Origin of the sequence: Moorena sp. SIO3B2 (assembly GCF_010692525.1) — a bacterium.
GTDB classification, from domain to species: Bacteria; Cyanobacteriota; Cyanobacteriia; order Cyanobacteriales; family Coleofasciculaceae; genus Moorena; species Moorena producens.
Window position 1 is genome coordinate 1 of the sequence record NZ_JAAHHE010000090.1, and the last position, 23,842, is coordinate 23,842.

The window sequence follows — 23,842 nt, forward strand, 5'->3', positions numbered from 1 at the left end:
TGATAGAATAAGGGTAACATTTGCAACAGATAGGTCTTATTGACAATTTGAGACCTATCTTTTTCTATCACAGATCGTTACACTCTTGACGTATCAATCGTTTCAAGCCATATCGTCGCCCCCCCAGCTCTACCTGTAAAGGCTGCGGTTGTCCTGACTAGATTAGTTTTCAACTCAATTAGGGAGAAAATTTGTCCCTTTGAACCAAGTAGTAGGTGGTAAGTGCTAGGTTATACATGAGGGGATGTACCTTACCTGACGGGGGTGAACCTGAAGGCTAAACTAATGTCATACCAAGGGTTGAGACTGAAGTTCCCCCTCAAAAAGAAAAGGGTGATTGACAGGTAAGGTAACAAAAAAATGATAAGCAAAAGTGTTCTGAGCAAACTAATAAATTCGGTTTAGTTCTAATTTCGATATCAATAGTCCATCTCAATTTTCCAGAACACCCCAAACTTTGCACCCTGAACCTGACGACCCTACACCCCCTTCTCTGGCAAAATCCCTTGGAACTCAAGGGATTTTAGCCTTGTCAAAGAACTAGAGACCGAAACTTTTCTGTTTCTGCTAACGCTGGGTTAATCCCAAACCAGCGCCCTTGTTCATCTTGGTATTCATAGACAAACATACTGCGCAACAAGGTTTGATATTCTTGTTCCCCCTTGACGGACTGCTGTTGCACGACTTGAGATAGCAACTTCCACTCTTCATCTTCAACAGCCAGAGTCAAATCATCTCGGTATCCCTTAATCACACCCTCTAAACAACTCGTGGAAAAGGGCGGGTCTTCCTGTTGCAAACAGTTATAGAGCAACCCTAACAAGTTACGGACATGACCGCCACTAATGCGACACATCCGGTCAAGGGTTTCTGGGCTATCAAATACTAGTGGAATCAGGTTTAGTCGCTGTTGAGGATCAACCATTGGAAAAGCTCGGGCTAGCAATAGCTGTCGCAGCAGTGCCATACCTTCTGGATAGTCACGACCATCCCTTAACTGTATGGGCACCATGGGCAAAATTTTGGGAGCCACACCACCACCGACTCGATTTTTGAGAGTTTCGTACTCGTTGGAGAACATTAAGGACAAGGGTAGAGTGTAAACTACATGACAGTTCAAACGCCTTAACTGAGTACCACGGTCGATAAACAGATACTCTGGCTGGGAACGACCTGAAGCCATCGAGCGATTATCAACTCGGTCAAGATTATCAATAATCACCACCAAACCCTTTTTGCCAAGCAACTTCAGCTGCTGAATCGCTGATTGTAAAATTTCTTCGTTGATGGCATTCAAAATGCTTTGGGTGCGGGGTTCTAGGTGCTGTCGTAGCAGTTGGCGTTGCTGAGGACTGTCTTTACTTCTGGCTGTAATCTTGGCAATGCCTACGGAAAATTCGGCTTCTGTTGAAAACTCGATCGGAGTTTGCAAAAAGTCTTTGATTTCATTAAATAATTTACTAAAGTAAGTGGGTCTGAGCTGTATGCTTATAGCTTCTAGGCTTTCGCACACTGACCTAGCGATGCTCAGTAAAATGTCACTGACATCAACATCCACCATGTCTAGGTCTTGAGAGGACTCAAAATAAACAACATGAAATTGCTGCTTTTCCAACTCGGCTTTAAGTCTTAACAACTCAGTAGACTTACCACAGCCAATATGACCAGTAAACAATTGACAGGTCGGTTCATCTGGTGACAGACGGGTAATGGTTCGTCCTAAAGCTTCGATAATCTTTCCTCCCCTGACAGCGGAAAAATCGATATAGTATGGATGGTCTTCTGGATTACCCATATCTAAGGTTTTAGCTGGGTTACACGCTTTGAAAAATCTTGGTAGATGCAGTTCCATAAATTAACCTCCCACCGTTGTGGTGATGGTTGTGGTTTACAGAAGGCGGTTAGAAAGCCCACTCCTTCAACAGGGTGAGATAGAAAGCGTCCCCAGTAATTAGTCTTTTGTAAAAGACTAATCCCTAATCACTGACCCATCCCACGACTAAGGTACGTGGGATGAGTTAACTATAGAGGACTGATTAGGCACCAATGCCTTTTCCGATCAGGCTGATGGAACCTGTTAAGTATAAAACGTGGGAACCTAGTAGTGGTTAAATTAAAAAAAGTATTTGGTGCTCAGTCAGGAATTGCAAAGTTCAAACCTTGTCGTTCCCCAGATTTTTGGGTAGATTGGCGTGAAGCGATCGCGCCGCAGCGCAAACGCCCACACGCCAATTGTCAGGCTTACTTCAAGTCATAAATGTACTCTGTCGATTGATCGGTAGTAGATGAGCAACATCGCATCAGTCTCTGAATCACAATTGTCTAATCGACGCAAACAACTGCGACGGACACGCCGCATTAAATTTTATCAAAAGATTTGGCGTACACTTTTGGTGGGCGGTATCGCTGGAAGTTTACTCTGGGCAATAACTTTACCAGATTGGATGATTCGTCAGCCAGAACAAATCAAGATTCAAGGGAATTATTGGCTTTCTGCTGAAGCGATACGCTCCCTGCTGCCTTTATCCTATCCCCAGTCTTTACTGCAAGTACAACCCCACGTCCTTGCCGAGTTTTTGGAATCTGAAGCTCCTATTGCTTCGGCTCTAGTTAGCCGTCAACTCATACCACCAGGATTGACAATACAAATTAGAGAGCGTCAACCAGTGGCTATTGCTGAGCAGAGTAAGCCCCAAACCAGAAAAACTAAAAACTCTACCCCAACGTTGGGTTTAGTCGATGAGCAAGGGATCTGGAGCCCCAAGAGCAGTTACGAACCACTCTCGGCCAATCTGCAGTTGCCGAACTTGAAAGTGATTGGTCAAAATTCCGTTTATCGCCCTTACTGGTTCGATGTTTATCAAGCTGTGAGTCATTCGGCTGTCAAAGTTTTCGAGATCGATTGGCGAAATCCAGCCAACTTAATTCTGAAAACCGAGTTAGGAAATGTACATTTAGGTCCTTACAGTGAAAGCTTCCCCACCCAACTGAGAGTTCTAGATCAGATGCGAGAATTGCCGAAGCGCACACAAAAGAGCAAAATAGCTTACATTGACCTGCAAAACCCAGACTTACCATCGATTCAAATGATTACAGACCATGACAGTGTGCAATCGCGAGTTAAATAAGGATAACTAAGAAGGTCAGACAAGTGTAGAGGCCTACTCTGACGGCTAAACCGAGGCGATATTTCCAGCAACCTATGTTTTGTTTCAGGTCAGTTATCGGGTATAGACCCAGCCGTTGCCAGGGTCTTTGGTTTTTCAATCAACTTACTCTATAGTTAACTCAGACTGCTACATATAACTTATAAAGATAAAGATAAACACTTACCCTCACCTCTTGCAATGACGCTTAATAGTCAACTAGGGCTTGCTGCTCAAAGTTCTAAAATCATCGCAGAAGCAGATCTTTCATTAGGATCCGACAATACACATCCTTTTAGTAACTCTGTATTACAATTCGGTCAAACTTATGATTCTAATCGCATACCCAGGGAAGAAACTAGGAGTGACAATATCGTGCCAGGTAGCGTTGCAAAAATCAAGGTTATTGGTGTTGGCGGGGGTGGTGGTAACGCAGTTAACCGCATGATTGCCAGTGATGTCAGTGGAGTAGAGTTCTGGTCAATTAACACAGATGCTCAAGCACTAGCCCAATCATCAGCCCCCCAACGCTTACAAATGGGGCAGAAGTTGACCCGAGGGTTGGGAGCAGGAGGGAACCCAGCCATTGGTCAAAAAGCCGCTGAAGAATCCCGGGAGGAAATTGCCCAGGCTCTCGAAGACACTGACCTGGTTTTCATTACTGCTGGGATGGGGGGTGGTACTGGTACAGGAGCTGCCCCGATTGTAGCAGAAGTTGCTAAAGAGATGGGTGCTTTAACCGTGGGAGTGGTCACTCGTCCATTTACCTTTGAAGGACGCCGCCGTACTTCCCAAGCCGAGGAAGGAATTGCCGCTCTGGGGAGTCGAGTCGATACCCTAATTGTTATTCCCAATAATAAACTCTTGTCAGTGATTTCAGAACAGACTCCTGTTCAAGAAGCATTTAAAGTAGCTGATGATATCCTACGTCAGGGGGTACAAGGGATATCTGATATTATTACTATTCCTGGCTTGGTGAATGTGGATTTTGCCGATGTGCGAGCGGTGATGGCAGATGCTGGTTCGGCTCTGATGGGCATCGGGATGGGTTCTGGAAAATCCCGAGCCAGAGAGGCAGCAGTAGCTGCCATTTCTTCTCCTCTGCTGGAGTCTTCTATTGAAGGGGCTAGAGGGGTAGTTTTAAATATTACTGGTGGCAGTGATCTGACCCTCCATGAAGTGAATTCAGCAGCAGAAACTGTTTATGAAGTGGTTGACCCCAATGCCAATATCATCTTTGGAGCAGTAATTGATGATAAGCTCCAGGGTGAAATTAGAATTACTGTGATTGCTACGGGATTTACCGGAGAAGCCCAGTCTGCACCTAAATCCGTGGAAACTCCCCTGAATCGCCGACCGATTGCTCCTACACCGATGCCCCCTACACCCAAGGTTGAGCCTAAGAGTAGACCAGGATTAGATATTCCAGAATTCCTGCAACGGCGTCGTTTTCCTAGAGGACCAAAGGAGTAGAAAAAAACTGGCACAAACCAGATGGCATGGAAGTAAAGCAAAGCAACCTATAGCCAAGGCAAGACTGTTGTCGGTCACCTTGGTAATTGCTGATTTTACTACTAGGCGTGAAAACTTCCCTAGACATTGCTCCTGAGCCTGAACCCATGGGAAACTTTTTTCGGTTATCACTATCAATAGGCTGAATCAGCCAGACTATGGAGCAGGAGTTTTTGTTGACTATATCCCTAGCTTTGAGCCAACAAGGGCTGCCCACAGATTAAAATTTCAACTATTCTTGCCTTGGATGAAGTTTAGCTATACTTATGACTTCTAATCACCGAACCAACCCCCCTATGCCCAAATCCAGTAGCGATCGTTACCCTAGTTCAACATCGGCAAACAAATCGAATACATACTGTCCGTCAGTACCAATTTCTGTATACCGGGAACTAGCAGCTGAGTTGCAAGCAACACAGGCGATGTTGGACTCTCTCCATTCTCAAAATCAGCATTTAGTTAAACAACACCAGCAGCTGCGACAGGAAGTTAAAAAAGTTATTAATTCAGCTCTGCATCTACAGCAGGTGATCAATTCCTTAGAACCAGTGAGTCCAGCTGAAGTCCATCGACCTCAGCCAGTAAAGCAGCCGGAATCCCGTCAAGCTCCACCAATTCCATCCCAGCGCACCGCTACAACTATCCCAGGGGGTGAATTTTCCCCACCTCAGATAAAACCTCAAACCCCTCCCTCTTCCTATCGAGAAACTTTAGTGATTGAACAACAAGACAATCGCTCCCTGCGAAGTTCGCAGCCAGAGGCAGTGTCCTATGTCAATGGCTGGGTGTTGGTTATAGCCATCTTGGGAATTGTCTTGAGCGCATTTGGTGCTGGCTTTTTAGTGGTGAAACCGATACTAGATAGTAATCGTTGAACCATTGTGCTGCTTGATTAATCGATTTATGGCGGGTTCTTTGAGATTCATCAAAAAAATTGGGTCTGAAACCCCGTCCTTATAGGACGGCTTGATGTTACCATAAAGATGGTCAATGACCCACCCGAGACGATGGATTGACCAAAGGTCACGCTTCGCGAACAGACAGCCTATACGAGCAAAGTCCAGTAACCTGGCGGCGCAGCAAAATCGGTAGACCGGGAAAAGATGACAGGGCAATGGAAGGCCAACTCTCGAATCAAAAAGTACATCAAGACTTTTCGCAGAAATTCTCGATACATGAAAACCGCAGGACTTGCACCGGATAGTCTGGGTCGCGAACGTAAGACCATAAAACCCCGCTTAGGGTGGAGGCTGTTGCATTGAAGCACCAAACCAAATCGTGAGGTTTAGGAATCACCGTTCTTCTAGGACGGTGAGGATGTCAACCGCCTAATCTAATCTTTTACTAAACCTCGGCTGTATTTAACGCTATTTTCGCTTCCCCATTGCACCATTAACTGGAAAATGACGATCATTACTGCCAAGGGAAATCGGTTTTTAGCAGTTAATGGCCAGGTCTATAAGGTTTGCCAGGGTCAATTGTGCCCAGAACATTGGCTGATCACAGATCTGTTTACTCAGATCAAGTCCACAGTCATTAGTCAGTGGTGAAGGGCAACAAAAAACCTGCTCAACCTGAGTTCGATATCAGCGATCGCTCCACGAAAGAGTCAGGGATATAAGCTTTGGGCAACTAGGGTAGATTAAGGCTTTCAGCGTTACGTTGAACTCAGGTTAAAATTCATTGTTATGTTTAACTCATAACAATGAATTTTAGCAGAGTGAGTATTTAACGGGAACTAGAACTGGTAGTACACAGCAAGCGATTCTAGGTCGGTTGTGAGTCCCCTGTTCACGTGAGTTCGAGATCAGGGTACACTCCAGAAAAAATCACGCGCAGGGATACAGGCTTTCAGAGACTAGGATAGATTAAGGCTTTCAGGGTTAGGTCGAACTCAGGTTCTTCCTATGATGACTGAAGTTACCCCTCCTCGTTGATATCCCTAGCCATAGTTTTTGAGGAGGGTCTGACCAACAGACTTACATCTGTGATGGATTTAAGAAACACGAACCGGCAGCAAATGCATCAACCATAGGGGTTTGACAAAGTCTTTCTGCCAGAGTTGGGTTTGAATTGATCGGGACACAACTGGGAGGTAAGACTCATATCAATGACCAAAATGGCAAGCAGTTCTCAGAAAGAGGATTTAAAATGGACTATCAGGTTTCTATGAGTATGAGCGTGCAACTGTGATTCCCTATGACTTTCTAAAAGCGATCGCAAATGAACACGGTGTATCTAAAGCCGAGCTGGAGGTTGTGGCTTTGGCGATGGAGGGTCAATCGACAAACGCGATCGCAAACATCCTCAACATTAGTGAACATGCAGTGCGCAAAAGACTCAGCGAGGTCTACAAAAAGTTTCCTATATCGGGTACAGGGCCTGTAAAGCTAACCAAACTGCAACAGCTGCTGGTCAATCGCTATCAGACTCATCTAGAAACCCAGGATATCTCCTCTAACTGCAGAAGCTATACCCCTATCTCTACTGTCCAATCCTCAAACCCCAAGCACATGGATTGGGGTGAGGCACCAGATGTTTCTGTTTTCTATGGTCGCACTGAAGAACTACGCCAGTTAGAAACATGGATTGTTAAAGATCGTTGCCGCTTGGTGGCACTACAGGGTATGGCAGGGATTGGTAAAACCACCTTGTCAGTGAAGCTGGCTAAACAAATTCAGGATCAGTTCAAGTATGTGGTATGGCGTTCCTTACGTCAGGCACCACGGTTAGAGGATATCCTAGCAGCACTGCTCCAATCTTTATCTGGGCCCCTAGAAACTGTAGGATATGAAACAGCAGGAGGGTTAAACCCAGTCCCTAGTTCTCAAACTACCAAGGAGCTTATCTCCCAACTAATTGAGTACTGCCGCCAACACCGTTGTTTGATAGTCCTCAACGGTGCCGAATCTATTCTACAGATTGGTACACTTGCCGGCATCTACCGAGAAGGGTATGAAGGCTATGGTGAATTGATCAGACGCTGGGGAGAAGAACCCCATCAAAGCTGTTTGTTGATTACCAGTCAGGAGAAACTCAGCGAAATTTCGTTACTTGAAGGAGAGACTTCACCTGTGCGTTCCTTAAAACTTGAAGGTTTAGGGGAAGCCGCGCAATATATTTTGCAGGAAAAAGGATTGTCTGGGCAGAAAAACTGGGACTATTTAATTAAGGGGTATCGTGGGAATCCCTTGATGTTAAAACTTGTTGCCATAACCATCAAAGAAGTTTTTGATGGCAGTGTGACCGATTTTTTGGCAACTACCCTATTTACCCATGACGTTAGTGACTTTATCGAAGAAATCTTAGATCGGTTATCAGATTTGGAACATAAAATTATATATACCATGGCTAGTCACAAAGAACCTGTAATCCTAACTCAATTACAGGATGAATTACTGGAGATATCGCCTCAGGAATTACTCAGGGCTCTGGCCTCCTTGAGACAGCGATCCCTAGTGGAGAAATCTGAAGGTGGGTTCACCTTGCCTCCTGCAGTCATGGAAGTGACTAACCAATTAATTGCTGAGCGAGAATAGTCATAATATCCCAGTTTACTAAATTTTTTAAACTATTAATAGTTCAATTTTAGAACTGGGTGATATCGAGTCCAGTTAATCAATTCGTATTCAGGTAAGTAGTTAGTTTTAAATTGTTAATGGTCAAGGGTCAATTAACAATTTACAATTAACAACAAATAATGATAAGTACTGATAAGTATTAAACTAGAAATGATCTGACCATTTTTGAATTAAAGATGCCAAATTCAAAATTCAAAATGAATAGCTTTCTAATTTTGAATTGTTGACACCTAATACCAGCACCTTAATTAATTTATGGGGTATTTTTGAATTTTGAATTGATAATTTTGAATGGCAGCGAAGCGATGTTCGAGGGAGCATGTCACTTATGCAGCAACATTAGTACGCTTATCTGGGGAATGGGGAATGGGGAATGGGGAATGGGGAATGGGGAATGGGGAATGGGTAATAGGTAATGGGTAATAGGTAATAGGGGGAGCATGTCAGAAATGCCGAATATTTTTACCATTACTATAGCCCCCTCATGGGTAATTGCTTGCTCATATGGTACATAGTTGATCTGTTCTGCAACTAATACCGGCTTATTAACATAATTTTTGTTTTTTTGTCAAGTAGTTCATTTGTTCGGCTTCTTTGACCTGCTCCCGATGTTCTACCCCCACGAATGAATTCGGGGGGTATTTTTGAATTTTGAATTGATAATTTTGAATGGTCGCGAAGGGATTGACTCAAAAAGGTTTCTATGCTTTAAATACAATAGCTGGATCAATACGAGTCACCTTTTGGATAGCGAACAAACCCGAAGTTACACACATTACCACAGTTATGCCAAAAACACCTGTGGCAGATAATGGTGTGATTAAAAGAATAATTCCTTTTGATTTAACCCATACACTCAACCCCCAGCAAAGGAGCATACCAGGCACATAACCAAGAACAGCCATCCACAATGCTTGTTCCACAATAACACTATAAATAAACCGGTCCGGTGCGCCCATCGCCTTTAGGGTACCAAACTCTTTGATATGGTCAGAAACCGAGGCGTAGAGAATCTGAGTGACAACTACCATGCCAACAATCACTCCCACAACAGCACCTAGACCCAATACAAAACCAAGACCTGTTCGCACCTGCCAGTAATTTCGGGTCTTGCGTGCCATCTCAACCTTCGTATAAGCACGAGTCCCGGGTAAAGCAGCGTCTAAATTCTGCTTGAGTTCCTCAAGATCCTGACCTAGTTTAGCCTTTACCATGATATAGGTAATGGGGTCTGTTAGGCTCAAAGGTGTAGGTTCAGGAATCTCCGACTCATCAGACTTATTCAAAGACTTTGACTTTTCGTAAATAGTGGTACACTGCAAATTATCTGAAGATTCTACAGTGCAGTTAAGCTTAGAGGTATAGCTGGTGTTGATATAGGTATTGGCATTTTCTAAGGAAGTAAATAAGAATGGGCTAGCTACAAGGGATTGACTATCTGTGGTTAAGCCGACCAATCGAGCAGGCAAGAAATTAACCGTAGCGGTATCACCGATATCTTTCACATTGAGCGTCGGTAATCTGCTTTGATCCACCATAATGGTATAAGGCTCCTTAAGGGTCTTCAGTCTACCCCGAGTGATTTTTCCGGGTTGGAACAGTGTTCCCCCTAGGTCAAATCCAATCAACGTAACAGGACTGGTATCTCCCTTAAGAGGACGCCATCGACCTGACCCCATGAGTAGTGCTTCTGCTCGCTCCACACCTTTGACTCGTTGGGCTTGATCCAGCTGATTCTTTAAAAGTGGCTCGGTTAGCTCAAACTGAACCATTCGCTCAGAACTTACCCATATATCTGCCTCCGACCCCTCAATCAGAAGAACTGTAGAGCGAGTGAACCCGTTGAGTATACCAGTTTGGATGGTGACTAGGCTAACGGCAAACATAATTCCTGCTTGAGCCACCAGAAAGCGAGGGATGTCTGCCCAGAGGTTTTTGCGAGCAATAGAGACCATAGAAGATCATGCCGAGAGAACTTTTAAGTAATATCACGTGCGAGAGCATAGAAATTGTAAGGTGTGGGTTTTTGGTCATTGTTATTTCTCCCAACCTTGGGTTCGAAGAAGACCTGATCGCAAGCGCCAGCCACGAAAACTATTCCATGGGCATACTCTCTTGATTTAAAAAGCTTCCAGAAATTAATAGGGCAAGGGTTTCATGGGTGTAGCGCGTTCTTCTGAATGCTTACAGTCAAAGTCATAAAGCCAGTGTAACTCATAGACTTTTAATTAACTAACATTAACTAACCAGTAAATTTTTGTAAATCCCTGCCAAGATGGCAACATGGCTCAGTGGCAAGAGTCATACATTTCAGTAGTTTTCTGGCATAGAAGGTCATAAATAATCAAAAACTTCGGTCAATGGGTAAATACCCCATAGTCTATATCGTGTAATTTGTGTAAACTCACGGATACATCAACCTCATAAAATTCTGTAGCATTGAGCTAGCAGTTACCTGATCAATCATAGGTTACTTGTGCATCTCGGTGAAAGTCTTTAACTGTTCCCGGTGTTTTTTCTTGCCTATGGTTAAGAAAGCCTCTTCCCAATCCGCAAATTATTCCGGTAATGGCAGCACTAGGACAATCAGTTTTGCTGACAACGGCAATCAGGTAAACCAAAGGCAATGATGGCGATAGAACAAAATTATCCTCTAATTCCAATCAAAGAGTTTACTTCCGTCAAACAAGCTGGGTTGTTTGAAATTTTAAAGCAGCCTCGGTTTAGCGGTCAACTCATTCTAAGTGATCCTAGTAAACAAGAATGGATATTTCACATTTATATGGGTCGCCTGATGTATGCTACCGGAGGGACTCATCCAGTCAGACGGTGGCGTAGAAACCTACTCATTCACTGTCCTCAGACATCTGCTCAGCTTTCATCACTGCAAGAGGATCTAGCTAATACCAATTGGGAAGATGTCAATGTATGTTGGGACTATCATTTGCTATGCCTATGGGTAGATCTGCATAAGGTTACCCGTGATCAAGCCGTCAAAATGATTCAGTCTGTCATGGTAGAAATACTTTTTGATGTTACCCAAGGCATGCAGATCACCTATCAAATCAAACCAGATTCCTCATCATCATTATCATCATTATTTAAACCACTGGTCTTGATTGACGCAGAGCAAGTCATCCATGACGCTGATCAACTTTGGGAAGCTTGGCAAAGTGCTCGTGTGGCAGACCGCTGCCCTAATCGGGCACCAATTATCAGGCAGCCGGAGCAATTGAGAGTTAAAACATCCCCTCAGGCTTACCAAACTATGACCAAGCTGTTGAATGGACAATATACCCTACGAGACTTGGCCATACTAATGAAACGGGATGCTAGGGCAGTTACTCTCTCCATTCTGCCTCACCTGCAATCAGGATTAGTGGAACTGATAGATATTCCGGATTTACCTGCTCCAGTTTCACTACCTCCGAACGAAACATCGGTCAAAATTGTACCTGAGCAGAAACCTTTGATTGCATGTGTGGATGATAGTCCCCTGATCTGCCAAAGCATGGAAAAAATTCTTACCTCAGAAGGCTATCGCTTTGTGGCTATTAATGATGCACTTAGGGCGATCGCTACTTTGTTAGCTACTAAGCCAGAGTTGATATTTTTAGATCTGGTCATGCCCAATGCTAATGGCTATGAAATTTGCGGTCAATTGCGCAGGCTCTCCTTTTTCCGCAATACTCCGATCGTAATTTTGACCGGTAACGACGGCATCATCGACCGTGTGAGAGCGAAGATGGTTGGCTCCTCAGATTTTATGAGTAAACCCATCAATCCTGAAGAAGTATTGAGCGTTATGATTAAACATCTTAAACAAGTTAATTATAATTGACTAGATAGCCGAAATTTAAGTGTTTACAAAAAAATATGTTTAAACACTTGCTTACTTGATTATAATTTTAGAGTTATTTAAATCGGATAAAAATGGTTACCGCATTAATTGTTGAAGATTCATTAACTGATCTAGAAATTTTCAGAGGTTATCTCAAGGAAAATGGGTTTAATGTATTAACTGCCCATAATGGCTCAGAAGCCCTAGAAAAAATTAGCAGTAATCAGCTGGATTTGATTGTCCTTGATGTTGTCCTTCCGGATCGCAGTGGTTTTGAAATTTGTCGAACCCTTAAAAATGAAGCTAAGACAAGCCAAATACCTGTGATAATCTGCTCCACCAAAGATACTGAAATGGATAAATTTTGGGCGTTGAAGCAGGGAGCAGATGCTTACCTGTATAAACCTGTTGATAACGCAGAACTCCTAAAAATCATTAACCAACTGGTCAAGGGCTAAATCTGAGCTATAAAGAAAGAGAGATCATCATGGTATCCAAGTTTGTCCCAGCATTAGCTTCCCCGTCATCAGCCACTGAAACTGCTGCGAATGAAATTAGACAGCAGTTTCTGCGGTTTCATCTGGTACCTGATACTACTGCTTTAATGCCAATTAATCAGCTGACTGAAGTGCTGACCATTGCTGTTGGTCAAATTATTCCAATTGCCCATATGCCACCTTGGGTGATGGGTGTTTACAACTGGCGGGGTGAAGTTCTTTGGATGGTCGATCTCGGACACATTGTAGGATTAACTCCTTGGCATCAGCAACCGGTAAACACATCACACTACACCTCCTTAGTGTTGCATATCCAGTCTCATGATTCTAAGTCCATTAAATACAACCAAATGCTAGGGTTGGTCGTCAACCGGGTAGAGGACATTGAATGGTGCAATCCCGATTTGATTCAACCTCTGCCATCATCAAGCCTGAATCCTGAATTGGCAAAGTTTTTACAGGGATATTGGCTGAAACATGGTGGTGAAATGCTAGTAGTTTTTGATGGCAAACTAATTTTTGATACCAAGTTTTAATCCTACTATTCAGCGACGGTAACCTGAACGTATTATTCCATAATCAATCATCACAACTAATTATAGATGATGATTCGTTAATTACTTATAACAGTAATAAAAAAAATACTGGGATAAAAAATAAGTGTTTTATAAAAAATAAACGAATACTTTTCATTATAATAATAATGCCAACAATACAAATAATAATGATATGGTAAAATCCCAAAAGGCGCTGGTTAAGACACTCTTGCCTGAGTCAACTATTCCTAACGTTAAATTGCGGGTTGTTCAAGAGTTAACAGAAACTGATACCGAGGTAAACCATTTGCCAGACCAAGATATCAACCCAGGAGATCAGCTTCTGGAACTGGTTAAAACTGAAAAAAAAAATCAGAAGAATAAAAATACTCTCAGCCGCCAGTTGTTGACAACGATTATGCCAACGGTATTGATTCCTCTGACTCTGGCTAGTCTAGTAAGTTACAGAATTGTTCACGACCATGACAAAGAGCGAAATAAATTACAGCAGCAGGAGCAAGCTCTAATTGCTGGTGAAGCAGCTAGCCAACTGATTAAGGATACCTTTACCGTACCCACCTTATTAGCTAGTAATCCCTTAGTCATCAAGGCAGCTCATGCTGGTAGCAAAACCGCAGAACAGCAAGAACTTGAGAAACTGGCTATTCACGAGATTGAATTACGTTTTCAAAACACAAAGCTCCTCCAACCCAATCCACAACTCAATAGTTACTTAAAGAAAATCGTCAAGGATGTAGGTCTAGGGGAATTATTTGTCACTGACCGGTATGGGTACAACATTGCTTATAGTAATCTTACCTCTGACTTTGTGCAAAGGGATGAAGACTGGTGGCAACAAGCTAAGCGTCAAGGCCGTTGGGTCAGTGAACTGGACTTTGATGATTCAGCTAATGTCTTTGGTTTTGATCTAGCTCAGGCGATTAAGGATCCTCAATCAGGAGAATTTCTTGGGGTAATTAAAGCTGTGCTACCGATGAATCAATTAGAGCAACTGTTCCCTTATCTAGAACATATCGGATTGATGGGTTCCCAACAAGTGCAGCTGATAGACACTAGCCAAGGCATGGTAATTAGTACGCTCACCCCTCAAGGTAGTCTGGATCAGGAGGAGATCATTGGGGGTGAAGCAGTTTGGGAGATTGCTAAGTTTTTAGTCCAGGCACCGACCCAGCTAACTATTAATACTAAGCAAGACTTCAATCGCTTCAAAGCTAAGTATTCACTAAAGGAAGCAAGACTTTCGACCTATACGAATAAAACGGGAAAGCAGGTAAAAATTGTTTACTTCCTCTATAAAGATAAGTTCTATACCATTGTGACTAACCCACAAACGGATTGGGTATCCGTTGCTTCCGTGGACAAATCAGAACAGCAAAACGCTGGTAATGAGTTAATCTTAGCGTTTGTCTTTATAGCCCTAGCCTTGGGAGCAGTGACTCTGGTCGTTGTTCTGCTTTTATCCCGCCGCCTATCTGCTCCTCTAAGTCAATTGTCTGATACAGCCAAGGAGGTGGCTGCGGGTAATTTAGATGCGATTGCTCAACCGAGTGGTACCGCAGAAACCCAAACCCTGGCTCACACCTTTAATAAACTAGTAGCCCGGATTAAACTTCTGGTACAAGACCAAAGCCTTGAGGCTAAGCGTGCTAAGCAACTCAAAGACATTACCATTCAGCTAACTCAAGCCCTTGACCTCCAAGAGATCCTGGATATGGTAGTGCGAGGGAGCCGACAAGGGCTGGATGCGGATCGAGTGGTTGTCTATCGCTTTGACCCCAATGGGAAAGGTACTGTCATTGCTGAATCCGTAGCTGCGGGTTGGCCCCAGGCTCTCGGTGCGGAAATTGCTGACCCTTGCTTTGCAAAGAATTACGTGGATAAGTACATCCAAGGTCGAGTTAAGGCAACACCCAATATTTATGAAGCTGGTCTGAACCGGTGTCACCTGAAACAGTTAGAACCCTTTGCGGTCAAAGCCAATTTAGTTACCCCGATTCTCGTTGAAGGGGAACTCTTAGGCTTATTAATTGCTCACCAATGCAGTGAACCTCGGACCTGGCAAGCCTCAGAAATCGATTTCTTAACCCAAGTAGCTAACCAAGTGGGAGTAACCCTTGACCGGATCAACCTCTTGGAACGGCAAAGAATTGCTGAAGCCGAGCAACGGACGGCTAAAGAGCAGCTTCAAAAACGAGCACTGGAATTGCTGATGGAAGTAGACCCAGTTAGTAAAGGAGACCTCTCGATCCGTGCCCGTGTAACCGCCGATGAATTGGGAACTGTTGCTGATTCCTACAACGCTACCATTGAAAGCTTGCGCAAACTTGTGGTGCAAGTGCAACAGGCAACCAAGCAAGTTACCACCACCACTACTCAAGATGAAGCAGCGATTCGAGAACTATCCACAGAAGCCTTGCGACAGTCGGAGGAAATTACTGCAGCCTTACAACGAATTCAAGACATGACGACTTCAACTCAAGCTGTGGCTGCCAGAGCCTCTGAAGCTGAAGCTGCAGTCAAACAAGCGGCTCAGACAGTCGAAGCTGGGGATACTGCTATGAACCTAACTGTGGAAGGCTTTATGGCGATTCGGGAAACTGTAGGCAGCACTGCCAAGAAGGTCAAACGTCTTGGGGAATCGTCCCAAAAGATTTCTAAAGTAGTTAACCTGATTAGTAACTTTGCAGCTCAAACCAACTTGCTAGCCTTAAATGCTTCTATTGAGGCAGCTCGTGCTGGGGAAGAAGGTCGAGGCTTTGCGGTGGTTGCTGATGAAGTGCGAGCCTTAGCCCATCAATCAGCAGAAGCAACGGCAGAAATCGAAAAAATTGTGGCACAAATCCAGATGGAAACCAATGAGGTGGTAGCTGCCATGGAAGCTGGTACTGAACAAGTGGTAGGAGGCACAAAACTGGTGGATGACACCAGGCAGAGTTTGAATCAAATCACTGAAGTAATGGTCAAGATTAATGAGTTGGTCGAAGCGATCGCTACCGTAACTGTTGAGCAAACTCAAACAAGCGTTTCAGTGACTCAGACTATGACTAATGTGGCAGCGATCGCTAATCATACCTCCATAGAAGCGTTGCAGGTATCCCACTCTTTTAAACAACTGCTTACAGTTGCCGAGCAACTGCAAGATAGTGTAGGCAAGTTCAAGGTGAGTTAGTGTTCTTAGTCAATTGTTAATTTTTAATTGTTAATTTTTAATTGTTAATTGTTAATTTTTAATTGTTAATTGTTAATTGTTAATTCTTAATTGCCATTTTCAAAGCAACTGTGAGCTCAACAATATTGACTGGAAATTATATGGCTGTAACTCCTGAAATTTTTCAGTCACCCCGAGTTAGGCAATGGTGGCAGCGATGTCCAAATCCTGGACGTCTTGACAAGGATAAACTACCTATTTTTAATTAATTAATTGGGCGTATTCCATGACTAAAATCCCTCCTCATAATAACTCCCTTAAGGATAACAATGGTCACCAGATTGATACTAATTATATTAAGTTATCAGATAAATTATCTGATAATTTTTCAGAAAATGGTGATAATGGCAGCTACCAAGCTTTGCTTCTGTCAACATTTACTCGGAAAACTAAACTGGGTAAATCACTGCTACTACCCCAATTAATCCAGTCAAAGGTTGCACCAGCCCACAAACTTCCATCTTTATTTTTTCAATGGTTTTATAACCTTCCTATACAAAGGAAGCAGCTTTTCGCCCTGTTGACGTCAGAAGTGATCTCCGTAGTTGGCTTAGCAGGTGTGGGGGCTTTTTTGATTGTTACAGGAGGTCGTGCTCAGTTAATCAACCAAGCCACATCAGAATTGGCGGTTATGGATATTATCTATAATATCAAAATTAATCAGATGGGGTTTGGCTTTCGGGGACAAACTCACAATAGCGCAATTATTCAAGCGGTTCAAACCCATGCTCAAGGCAAACCCTTAACCCCCGGGTTGTTCAAACAAGTGAAAGATATTCTCCAGCAAGAAATCCAGACTCGTAGGATTGAATATGCCACGTTGGTTGGAAAGGATCGGCGAATTATTGTCAATGCTAATGCTGATCGAACTGGGGAGTTTTTCGATCCCAACGACTTAGTCAGTCAGGTTCTGGAAAATCCTCAGCAAATTAAAACCAGTGAACTAGTCAGCTGGTCTGAGCTTGCTAAAGAGTCTCCCTTTCTACCTGCTGGGATTGTCCAGCAAAACAATCTCTTGATTCGCTACACCGTGACACCGATTAGAGCCACCGACACAGGAGCAGTTTTGGGAGTATTGGTTTCTGGGGATATTGTCAATGGCAAGCTGCCTATCGTCGAGGATACCCTAAAGTCTTTTGGGGGAGGTTATAGTGCGGTATATCTACGTCAAGCCGATGGTCAATTCGTCTTGGTAACTGCCTTAGATCAGGGTGAAAGTACCAATTTAGCAGAAGCTCAACCGAACGTCTTCTTGCCCGATACCCCTTTCCTGAATCAAGCGGTAACAGCTCAGGGTAATCCGATTACCAAACGCATCAATATAGGGAGACAAACCTATACAGTCGCTGCCAAGACGCTAAATAATTTTAGTGGTAAGCCAGTTGCCCTTTTGGTAAGGGGAACCTCAGAAGCTCAACTCAACTTCCTGCTCAGCAACAAGCTACTCCTACAGTTGGTAGTAGTCATCTTAGCTTTAACCGCTAATCTATTACTAGCTATTCTTCTAGGACGAGCCATTACTAAACCTATCCAGCAGCTACAAAACTTAGCCGAGCAATTTGCTCAAGGGTCACGCCAAGTCCGAAGCAATCTGATCACTAACGATGAGATCGGTAAGCTAGCTAGGACCTTTAATAAAATGGCTGAGAGTGTTACCAGTCAGGAAAACCTGGTACATCGAGAGGCAAATCGGACACAGGTCATTATTAACCTTGCTGCTACCCCCATGGACAAATCTCTCGACCTCAAAGCTCTTTTCCAAGAAGCGGTGGAAACAGCCCTCAATCAGTTAAATGCGGACCGGGTAGTTATCTACCGCCTGAATCCTGATGGTAGTGGCTACATTGGATTCGAGACAGTTCAACCCGGTTGGCCCAAAGCAATTGAAAATATGGTTGAGGATAGGATTGAGAAGAAAATTGAAGATGCTTGTATTCCACAGCAGTTGCTTGATGGCTACAAACATGGGCGTATCATTGCCACCAACAATGTCTTTGAAGCAGGTTTCCATCCTGACCACGAGAAGTTGATGGAACGATTGCAAATCAAAGCAAATTTAGTGACACCAATTGTCCACGGAGAAACACTTTACGGTTTACTTATTGCTCATCATTGTACCGCCCCACACCAGTGGCAAGAGTCTGAAATCAGTTTCCTGACGCAGTTATCTCTTCAGCTGGGCAATGTTATGGAGCGAGCCATGTCCTTAGAAAAAATGGAGGCAGCCCGCCAAGAAGCCGAAAACCTTGCTCAGGAACAGCGCCAGCTCAAAGAGGAGCTGCAAAAGCGTGCTCTAGAACTGTTGATGGAAGTAGAGCCAGTAAGTAAAGGAGACCTCACCATTCGAGCCCAGGTCACTGCCGATGAATTGGGAACTATTGCCGATTCCTACAATGCTACCATCGAAAGCTTGCGGAAACTTGTACTGCAAGTCCAACAGGCAACCAAGCAAGTCACTAGCACCACTACTCAAGATGAAGCAGCCATCCGAGAGCTATCCACAGAAGCTTTACGACAGGCGGAGGAAATTGCTAATGCTTTACAAAAAATTCATGACATGACAGTCTCAACTCGCTCTGTGGCTGCCAGTGCCTCTGAAGCCGAAGCCGCAGTCAAACAAGCAGCTCAGACGGTGGAAGCTGGGGATGCTGCTATGAACCTCACTGTGGAAGGTTTTATGGCGATTCGGGAAACTGTAGGTAGTACGGCTAAGAAGGTCAAACGTCTTGGGGAATCGTCCCAAAAGATTTCTAAGGTAGTCAACCTGATTAGTGGCTTTGCTGAGCAAACCAATATGTTAGCCCTCAATGCCGCTATTGAGGCGGCTCGTGCTGGGGAAGCTGGTCGAGGCTTTGCAGTAGTTGCTGATGAAGTACGAGCGTTGGCTCATCAATCGGCGGAGGCAACGGCGGAAATTGAAAAGCTGGTAGCAGACATTCAGGCGGAAACCAATGAGGTGGCAGCCGCTATGGAAGAGGGAACTGAGCAAGTGGTAGTTGGGACTCAACTGGTGGATGACACCAGGCAGAGTTTGAATCAAATTACTGCCGTAACGGTCAAGATCAATGAATTGGTCAAAGCAATTGCCATCACAGCTGTTGATCAAACCCAAGCAAGCGTTTCAGTTACTGAAACTATGACTGACGTAGCAGCGATCGCGAATAGAACATCCACAGAAGTCAGCCAAGTATCTAACTCGTTCAAAGAACTGCTAACAGTGGCTGAGGAACTGCAAGATAGTGTAGGCAAGTTCAAGGTGAGTTAGTGTCATTGTAGTTATTAGTTATGTTGTTAATGACCAATGACCAATGACCAATGACCAATTTGCAATTTTCTCTTGACCAATGACCAATGAAGAACCATGGCAACTCACTCTGAGATCCAAGACCAAGCCTATCAGTTTTTTATCGAAGAGGCACCAGAGCTGTTGCAACTGATCGAGACAGGTTTACTGAATCTCCAGCAAGAACGAAGCACGGCTAAAATCCACGATTTAATGCGAGCCGCTCACTCCATTAAGGGAGGTGCTGCCAGTGTTGGGCTAGAGGCAATTAAAACCTTGGCTCATCGTCTCGAAGATATCTTCAAGGCTTTCTACAGCGACGAGGTACAACTTGATACTGAGCTAGAAAGCTTGCTGCTCAAAGCTTATGACTGCCTCCGGAACCCCCTCATCCAGCAAATTCAGGAAGGCTATTTTGACCCAGAGCAAGCGCTAGCCAGTGCTCAATCCACTTATGCCCAGATTGAAGAACGACTCGGTGATGCCCTTACACAGGTTGATAACTACATTCCTAGTTCCGGTGACTTAGGTATTGATATTGTATCTTCTATTTTTGAGGTTGATGTGGCTCAGGGACTAGAACGTCTTGCTGCGGTTTTAGCCAATCCCCAAAATTATGAGGTCGTGGGGGAATTAAAGGCACAAGCAGAGGTATTTGCTGGCTTTGCCGAGTTACTGAACTTGTCCGGATTTGGCGCGATTGCCCAAACGGCTATAGCGGCAGTAGAGCAAAATCCCCACCAAGTCCTGAAAATTATTGAACTGGCCCTAGCTGATTTTACAACAGGACGAGCTGCTGTACTAGCAGGCGATCGCACTCAAGGGGGAAATCCCTCGACTGCTCTAGTTGCTTTAACACAAGCTCCTGCCGCTCCGACTAATGACATCACAAATAGTCTAAATACCACCTCTGAATTTGAAGATATCTTTAGTGACTTTAACCTAGGCGAAGCAACCAATGCCTTTGATGACTTTACCTTATCCGAGCAAACCGCTACCGAACCATCCCAACTCAATCCACTAGGTGAAGAGACTTTCGAGACCTCACCCACCCTTGCCGATCAGGAAACTGACCTAGATCAAGCAACTGTTGACCCACCATCTTGGAAGGTTACCGACTCAGCTGATGTTACTGATATTTTTAGTAACTTTAACCAAGATCAACAGACCTTACTCTTTGAAGACGTTGCTCTAGGCCAGGAAACCACTGGCCAGCAGCCCCAAGTGAACCTGCCAGCTCAGGAAGTTCCTCTGAGCGCACCGATTGTTGCTGATCTCAGAACTAGTGACTTGGGGCAAGCAAGTCTTGACCTACCATCTGATCAATCTACACCTTCAGAGGATCAAGTTAACCCAGTCCAAGAGGAAGAAGCATCTTTCCCAGAGGAAACCATTTCCCCGACCGCAGAAACTGTTCAACGCTCGGAGCAAGACCTGAGTAACTCTAAGGCTGACCCTACCCCAGGATCTAAACCAGTAGCGAACTCGCCCAATCCATCAAGCACTGCTTCTGCTCCCCGGAAGAACTCATCCCTAGAGGTCCCAAAAACCCTGGAAGCCGCAGTGGAAAAGATTGAACAAATCTTTGAAAGCCTGCCACCGCTCCAGGATATGCCTGCTTCAGATGTTCCATCACCACCAACGCTACCAGCAGCGGCATTCCTAGCCAATGAATTAGCTATTAACCCATCCACTCAATCGGGTAAATCCCAGCAGCATCAACCTATTCAACCTAATCGAGCTACTTCTAAGCCGTCAGAGCATCCCAGCCAAAGTCCAACCTCTATTTCCCCTGAGAGTTCAGTCCGGGTTAACTTAAAGCGACTAGAACGGATGAACAATCAGGTAGGGGAACTGGTGATCAACCGCAATAGTATTGGGCTGCAAAATGAACAATTACAAGGAGCAGTGCGGGAACTTACCCAAAGATTTGACCTTTGTCAAACCATTGTTAGTCAATTACAAGACTTATCTGATCAGAGTCTAGCGAGTGCCTCAAGTGCTGGATCAATGGTCTCAAATCCTAGCTTTGCCTCCCTTAGTAAGAATGAGTGGAATCAGCAAGGGACGAATTCTGTTGGTGAGCGAAACTTATCCCAGCAATCGGTAACGTGGTCAGGCCAAAAGAGTCTAGAGAGTGAGTCAGACCCATTGAACAAACCCCTATTTGATTCCTTGGAAATGGATAGCTATAGCAACGTCCATGCTTTGATCCAAGGACTACAAGAAGAAATGATGCTGCTTAAAGAAGCCGTGGGGGATATAACCCTATTTGCCCAGCAGTCTGATCAGACCTTGGAACAACAGCGGCAAATGCTTTCTCAGCTACGAGACGAGCTGATGTGGGCGCGGATGTTGCCTCTGGGTCAAGTACTCAACCGCTTTCCCCGGGCTTTACGGGATCTTTCTACCCAACACCACAAGCCAGCCAAACTCAAGCTTAGTGGTACAGGAGTTTTGGTGGATAGAGCAGTCCTGGAAAAACTTTATGACCCCTTACTACATTTACTCCGGAATGCTTTTGATCATGGCATTGAATCCCCTCAAATTCGGCGGAAACGAGGTAAATCAGAGCAAGGACAAATTGAAATTCGGGCTTACCATAAAGGCAATCAAACCATCATTCAAGTCAAGGATGACGGTGAAGGTCTCAATATTGAACGCATTCGTAACCAAGTATTGGTCAAGGGATTGTTGTCAGCCAAACAAATTGCTAAAGCTCCCCCATCCCGCCTGTTAAAGATGATTTTTGAGCCAGGATTTTCTACCGCAGCTAAAGTCAGTGAACTGTCTGGTAGGGGAGTAGGTTTAGATGTAGTACGCTCTCAAATTCGAGCTCTCAAAGGTAAAATCTCTGTTACCTCATCCCCAGGTAAGGGTACAACCTTTACCCTACGCCTGCCGTTAACTCTAACCATTGCTAAATTACTAATTGCTACAGTCGGCCCAATTGTTATCGCTTTACCGTCAGACAGTATTGAAGAAATTGTGGTTCCCAAGGGGGATCAGATGCAAAAATCTGGGACAAAACGGTTTTTGCTCTGGCGCGGACAAATGCTTCCCACTTATACCATGTCTGATCTTTTGGAATATAACTGTCCAGTCAGGGAAACCACTCCTAGCAAAGCTTTAGTCTATGTCCCCACTCCTGAAGATTGGGCATTACCTCTGGTAGTAATGCGTCGAGAGCAGCAGGCTTTTGCGTTAGAAATCGATCGCGTGATCACAGAGCAAGAGCTAGTGATTAAACCCTTTGGCAAAGCCCTTGCGGCTCCCAGTTATACCTATGGTTGTACCATCTTGGGGGATGGTAGTTTAATTCCGGTGATAGATGGTAACGCCCTGCTAGAGCAATTTTTAGCTCAAAGCCAGGAAGAGACTCAACCAAGAACCTTGTCCCATATCCTTGAAGCTACCACTAAGAAAAAGTCATCGGTTAACCGGACTCAAACTCCTGCTAAAACTGCTCCAATTCCCACAATTTTAATTGTGGATGATTCTACAGGTTTACGACGAACCTTGGCTATGACCTTGCAAAAAGCAGGTTACCGAGTGTTACAGGCTCGGGATGGACAGGAAGCCTTGGAACAATTGCGGCAAAGTTCCAAAGTGCAGATGATAATTTGTGATATTGAAATGCCGAATATGAACGGTTTTGAGTTTCTTGGTCAACGTCGCCAAGACCCTCAGTTATCAAAAATTCCTATAGCAATGCTTACCTCTCGTAGCAGTGAAAAACATCAGCGTTTAGCAATGCATTTGGGGGCTAACGCTTACTTTACTAAACCTTATATTGAACAATATTTTATTGGAAAAATCAAAAAAATTATTGAACAAAGTAAATCTGAAGTTTAAGTATTAATATATCAGCTAATGCGCTACGCGCAAGCTACTTGATGTGCTATCAGCCATTCCTAATCAGCCAGCAATTAGCAATTAGCTTCTTGAGGGGTGTCCACGACTAATCAGTTACTTGCAACCATATCCTTGAATTATCGGGCATCATTATACTTTTAAGCTGTTGCGCATTTAAACTGTGATAACAGCATTGCCTTTGTTTTTTATTTTTCGTACCCATTTTATAATTAACCCTCCTTCATTTAAAAGATGATTTAACAAACATTCTAATTCTTCAATTGATTTGAAAACTCGATTGGCAATATATTCTTTTGCTGAATGCCAAACCAATTCAATTAAGTTATAATCAGGACTATACT

General features: G+C 44.1%; 16 protein-coding genes and 1 pseudogene. 13 read left to right on the forward strand and 4 right to left on the reverse strand.

Features of this window, described 5'->3' with window-relative positions:
- Positions 1–532: 532 nt before the first annotated feature.
- On the reverse strand, positions 533–1,852 hold the full coding sequence (locus F6K38_RS19255; RefSeq protein WP_008186506.1) for a P-loop NTPase fold protein: 1,320 nt from the start codon (positions 1,850–1,852) through the stop codon (positions 533–535).
- 252 nt (positions 1,853–2,104) lie between these two features.
- Here F6K38_RS19255 and F6K38_RS19260 point away from each other — a divergent pair, with 252 nt between their 5' ends.
- The 7 genes from F6K38_RS19260 (at position 2,105) to F6K38_RS19290 (ending at position 8,662) form a co-directional block, all read left to right on the forward strand.
- Positions 2,105–2,257 carry a hypothetical protein gene (locus tag F6K38_RS19260; RefSeq protein WP_154659848.1) on the forward strand — a complete coding sequence of 51 codons (153 nt, stop codon included), beginning with the start codon at positions 2,105–2,107 and terminating at the stop codon, positions 2,255–2,257.
- 28 nt (positions 2,258–2,285) lie between these two features.
- A complete protein-coding gene (locus F6K38_RS19265) occupies positions 2,286–3,128 on the forward strand; it encodes a cell division protein FtsQ/DivIB (protein ID WP_008186505.1) in 843 nt (280 codons plus the stop codon).
- A gap of 219 nt (positions 3,129–3,347) precedes the next feature.
- Positions 3,348–4,619: a cell division protein FtsZ gene (gene ftsZ, locus F6K38_RS19270; protein ID WP_008186504.1), complete on the forward strand. Its 1,272-nt coding sequence runs from the start codon at positions 3,348–3,350 to the stop codon at positions 4,617–4,619.
- Between the two features lie 335 nt (positions 4,620–4,954).
- Positions 4,955–5,533 carry a hypothetical protein gene (locus tag F6K38_RS19275; RefSeq protein ID WP_044493852.1) on the forward strand — a complete coding sequence of 193 codons (579 nt, stop codon included), beginning with the start codon at positions 4,955–4,957 and terminating at the stop codon, positions 5,531–5,533.
- Positions 5,534–6,061: 528 nt separating this feature from the next.
- Positions 6,062–6,208 carry a hypothetical protein gene (locus F6K38_RS19280; RefSeq protein ID WP_008186502.1) on the forward strand — a complete coding sequence of 49 codons (147 nt, stop codon included), beginning with the start codon at positions 6,062–6,064 and terminating at the stop codon, positions 6,206–6,208.
- Between the two features lie 639 nt (positions 6,209–6,847).
- Complete coding sequence (locus F6K38_RS19285; RefSeq protein WP_008186501.1) at positions 6,848–8,197, forward strand: helix-turn-helix transcriptional regulator; 1,350 nt, start codon at positions 6,848–6,850, stop codon at positions 8,195–8,197.
- A 333-nt stretch (positions 8,198–8,530) separates the two neighbouring features.
- Positions 8,531–8,662: a hypothetical protein gene (locus F6K38_RS19290; protein ID WP_287251651.1), complete on the forward strand. Its 132-nt coding sequence runs from the start codon at positions 8,531–8,533 to the stop codon at positions 8,660–8,662.
- Between the two features lie 278 nt (positions 8,663–8,940).
- Here the strand turns inward: F6K38_RS19290 and F6K38_RS19295 are convergent, their stop codons facing one another.
- Both F6K38_RS19295 and F6K38_RS19300 read right to left on the reverse strand, forming a co-directional pair.
- Positions 8,941–10,194: an FtsX-like permease family protein gene (locus F6K38_RS19295; RefSeq protein WP_008186500.1), complete on the reverse strand. Its 1,254-nt coding sequence runs from the start codon at positions 10,192–10,194 to the stop codon at positions 8,941–8,943.
- A 504-nt stretch (positions 10,195–10,698) separates the two neighbouring features.
- Positions 10,699–10,866 (reverse strand): hypothetical protein, encoded by a 168-nt coding sequence (locus F6K38_RS19300; RefSeq protein ID WP_008186499.1) that lies wholly within the window; start codon positions 10,864–10,866, stop codon positions 10,699–10,701.
- Between F6K38_RS19300 and F6K38_RS19305 the strand changes: the two genes are divergently transcribed.
- From F6K38_RS19305 to F6K38_RS19330, 6 genes are all read left to right on the forward strand, one after another.
- Complete coding sequence (locus F6K38_RS19305; protein WP_287357159.1) at positions 10,866–12,080, forward strand: response regulator; 1,215 nt, start codon at positions 10,866–10,868, stop codon at positions 12,078–12,080. The two genes, F6K38_RS19300 and F6K38_RS19305, sit on opposite strands and share 1 nt — an antisense overlap.
- Before the next feature lie 92 nt (positions 12,081–12,172).
- Positions 12,173–12,538, forward strand: coding sequence for a response regulator transcription factor (locus F6K38_RS19310; protein ID WP_008186495.1), 366 nt, complete (start codon positions 12,173–12,175; stop codon positions 12,536–12,538).
- 29 nt (positions 12,539–12,567) lie between these two features.
- The gene (locus F6K38_RS19315; protein ID WP_287357161.1) at positions 12,568–13,113 is read left to right on the forward strand and encodes a chemotaxis protein CheW; all 546 of its coding nucleotides are present in this window, start codon (positions 12,568–12,570) and stop codon (positions 13,111–13,113) included.
- A gap of 193 nt (positions 13,114–13,306) precedes the next feature.
- Positions 13,307–16,303 (forward strand): methyl-accepting chemotaxis protein, encoded by a 2,997-nt coding sequence (locus F6K38_RS19320; RefSeq protein ID WP_287357163.1) that lies wholly within the window; start codon positions 13,307–13,309, stop codon positions 16,301–16,303.
- 265 nt (positions 16,304–16,568) lie between these two features.
- Positions 16,569–19,607 carry a methyl-accepting chemotaxis protein gene (locus tag F6K38_RS19325; protein WP_287310432.1) on the forward strand — a complete coding sequence of 1,013 codons (3,039 nt, stop codon included), beginning with the start codon at positions 16,569–16,571 and terminating at the stop codon, positions 19,605–19,607.
- Between the two features lie 96 nt (positions 19,608–19,703).
- Entirely contained in the window at positions 19,704–23,480 is a 3,777-nt protein-coding gene (locus F6K38_RS19330; protein WP_287357165.1) for a hybrid sensor histidine kinase/response regulator, read from the forward strand.
- Between the two features lie 174 nt (positions 23,481–23,654).
- Here the strand turns inward: F6K38_RS19330 and F6K38_RS19335 are convergent.
- Positions 23,655–23,842: pseudogene (locus F6K38_RS19335) on the reverse strand (IS630 family transposase); the annotation flags it as partial.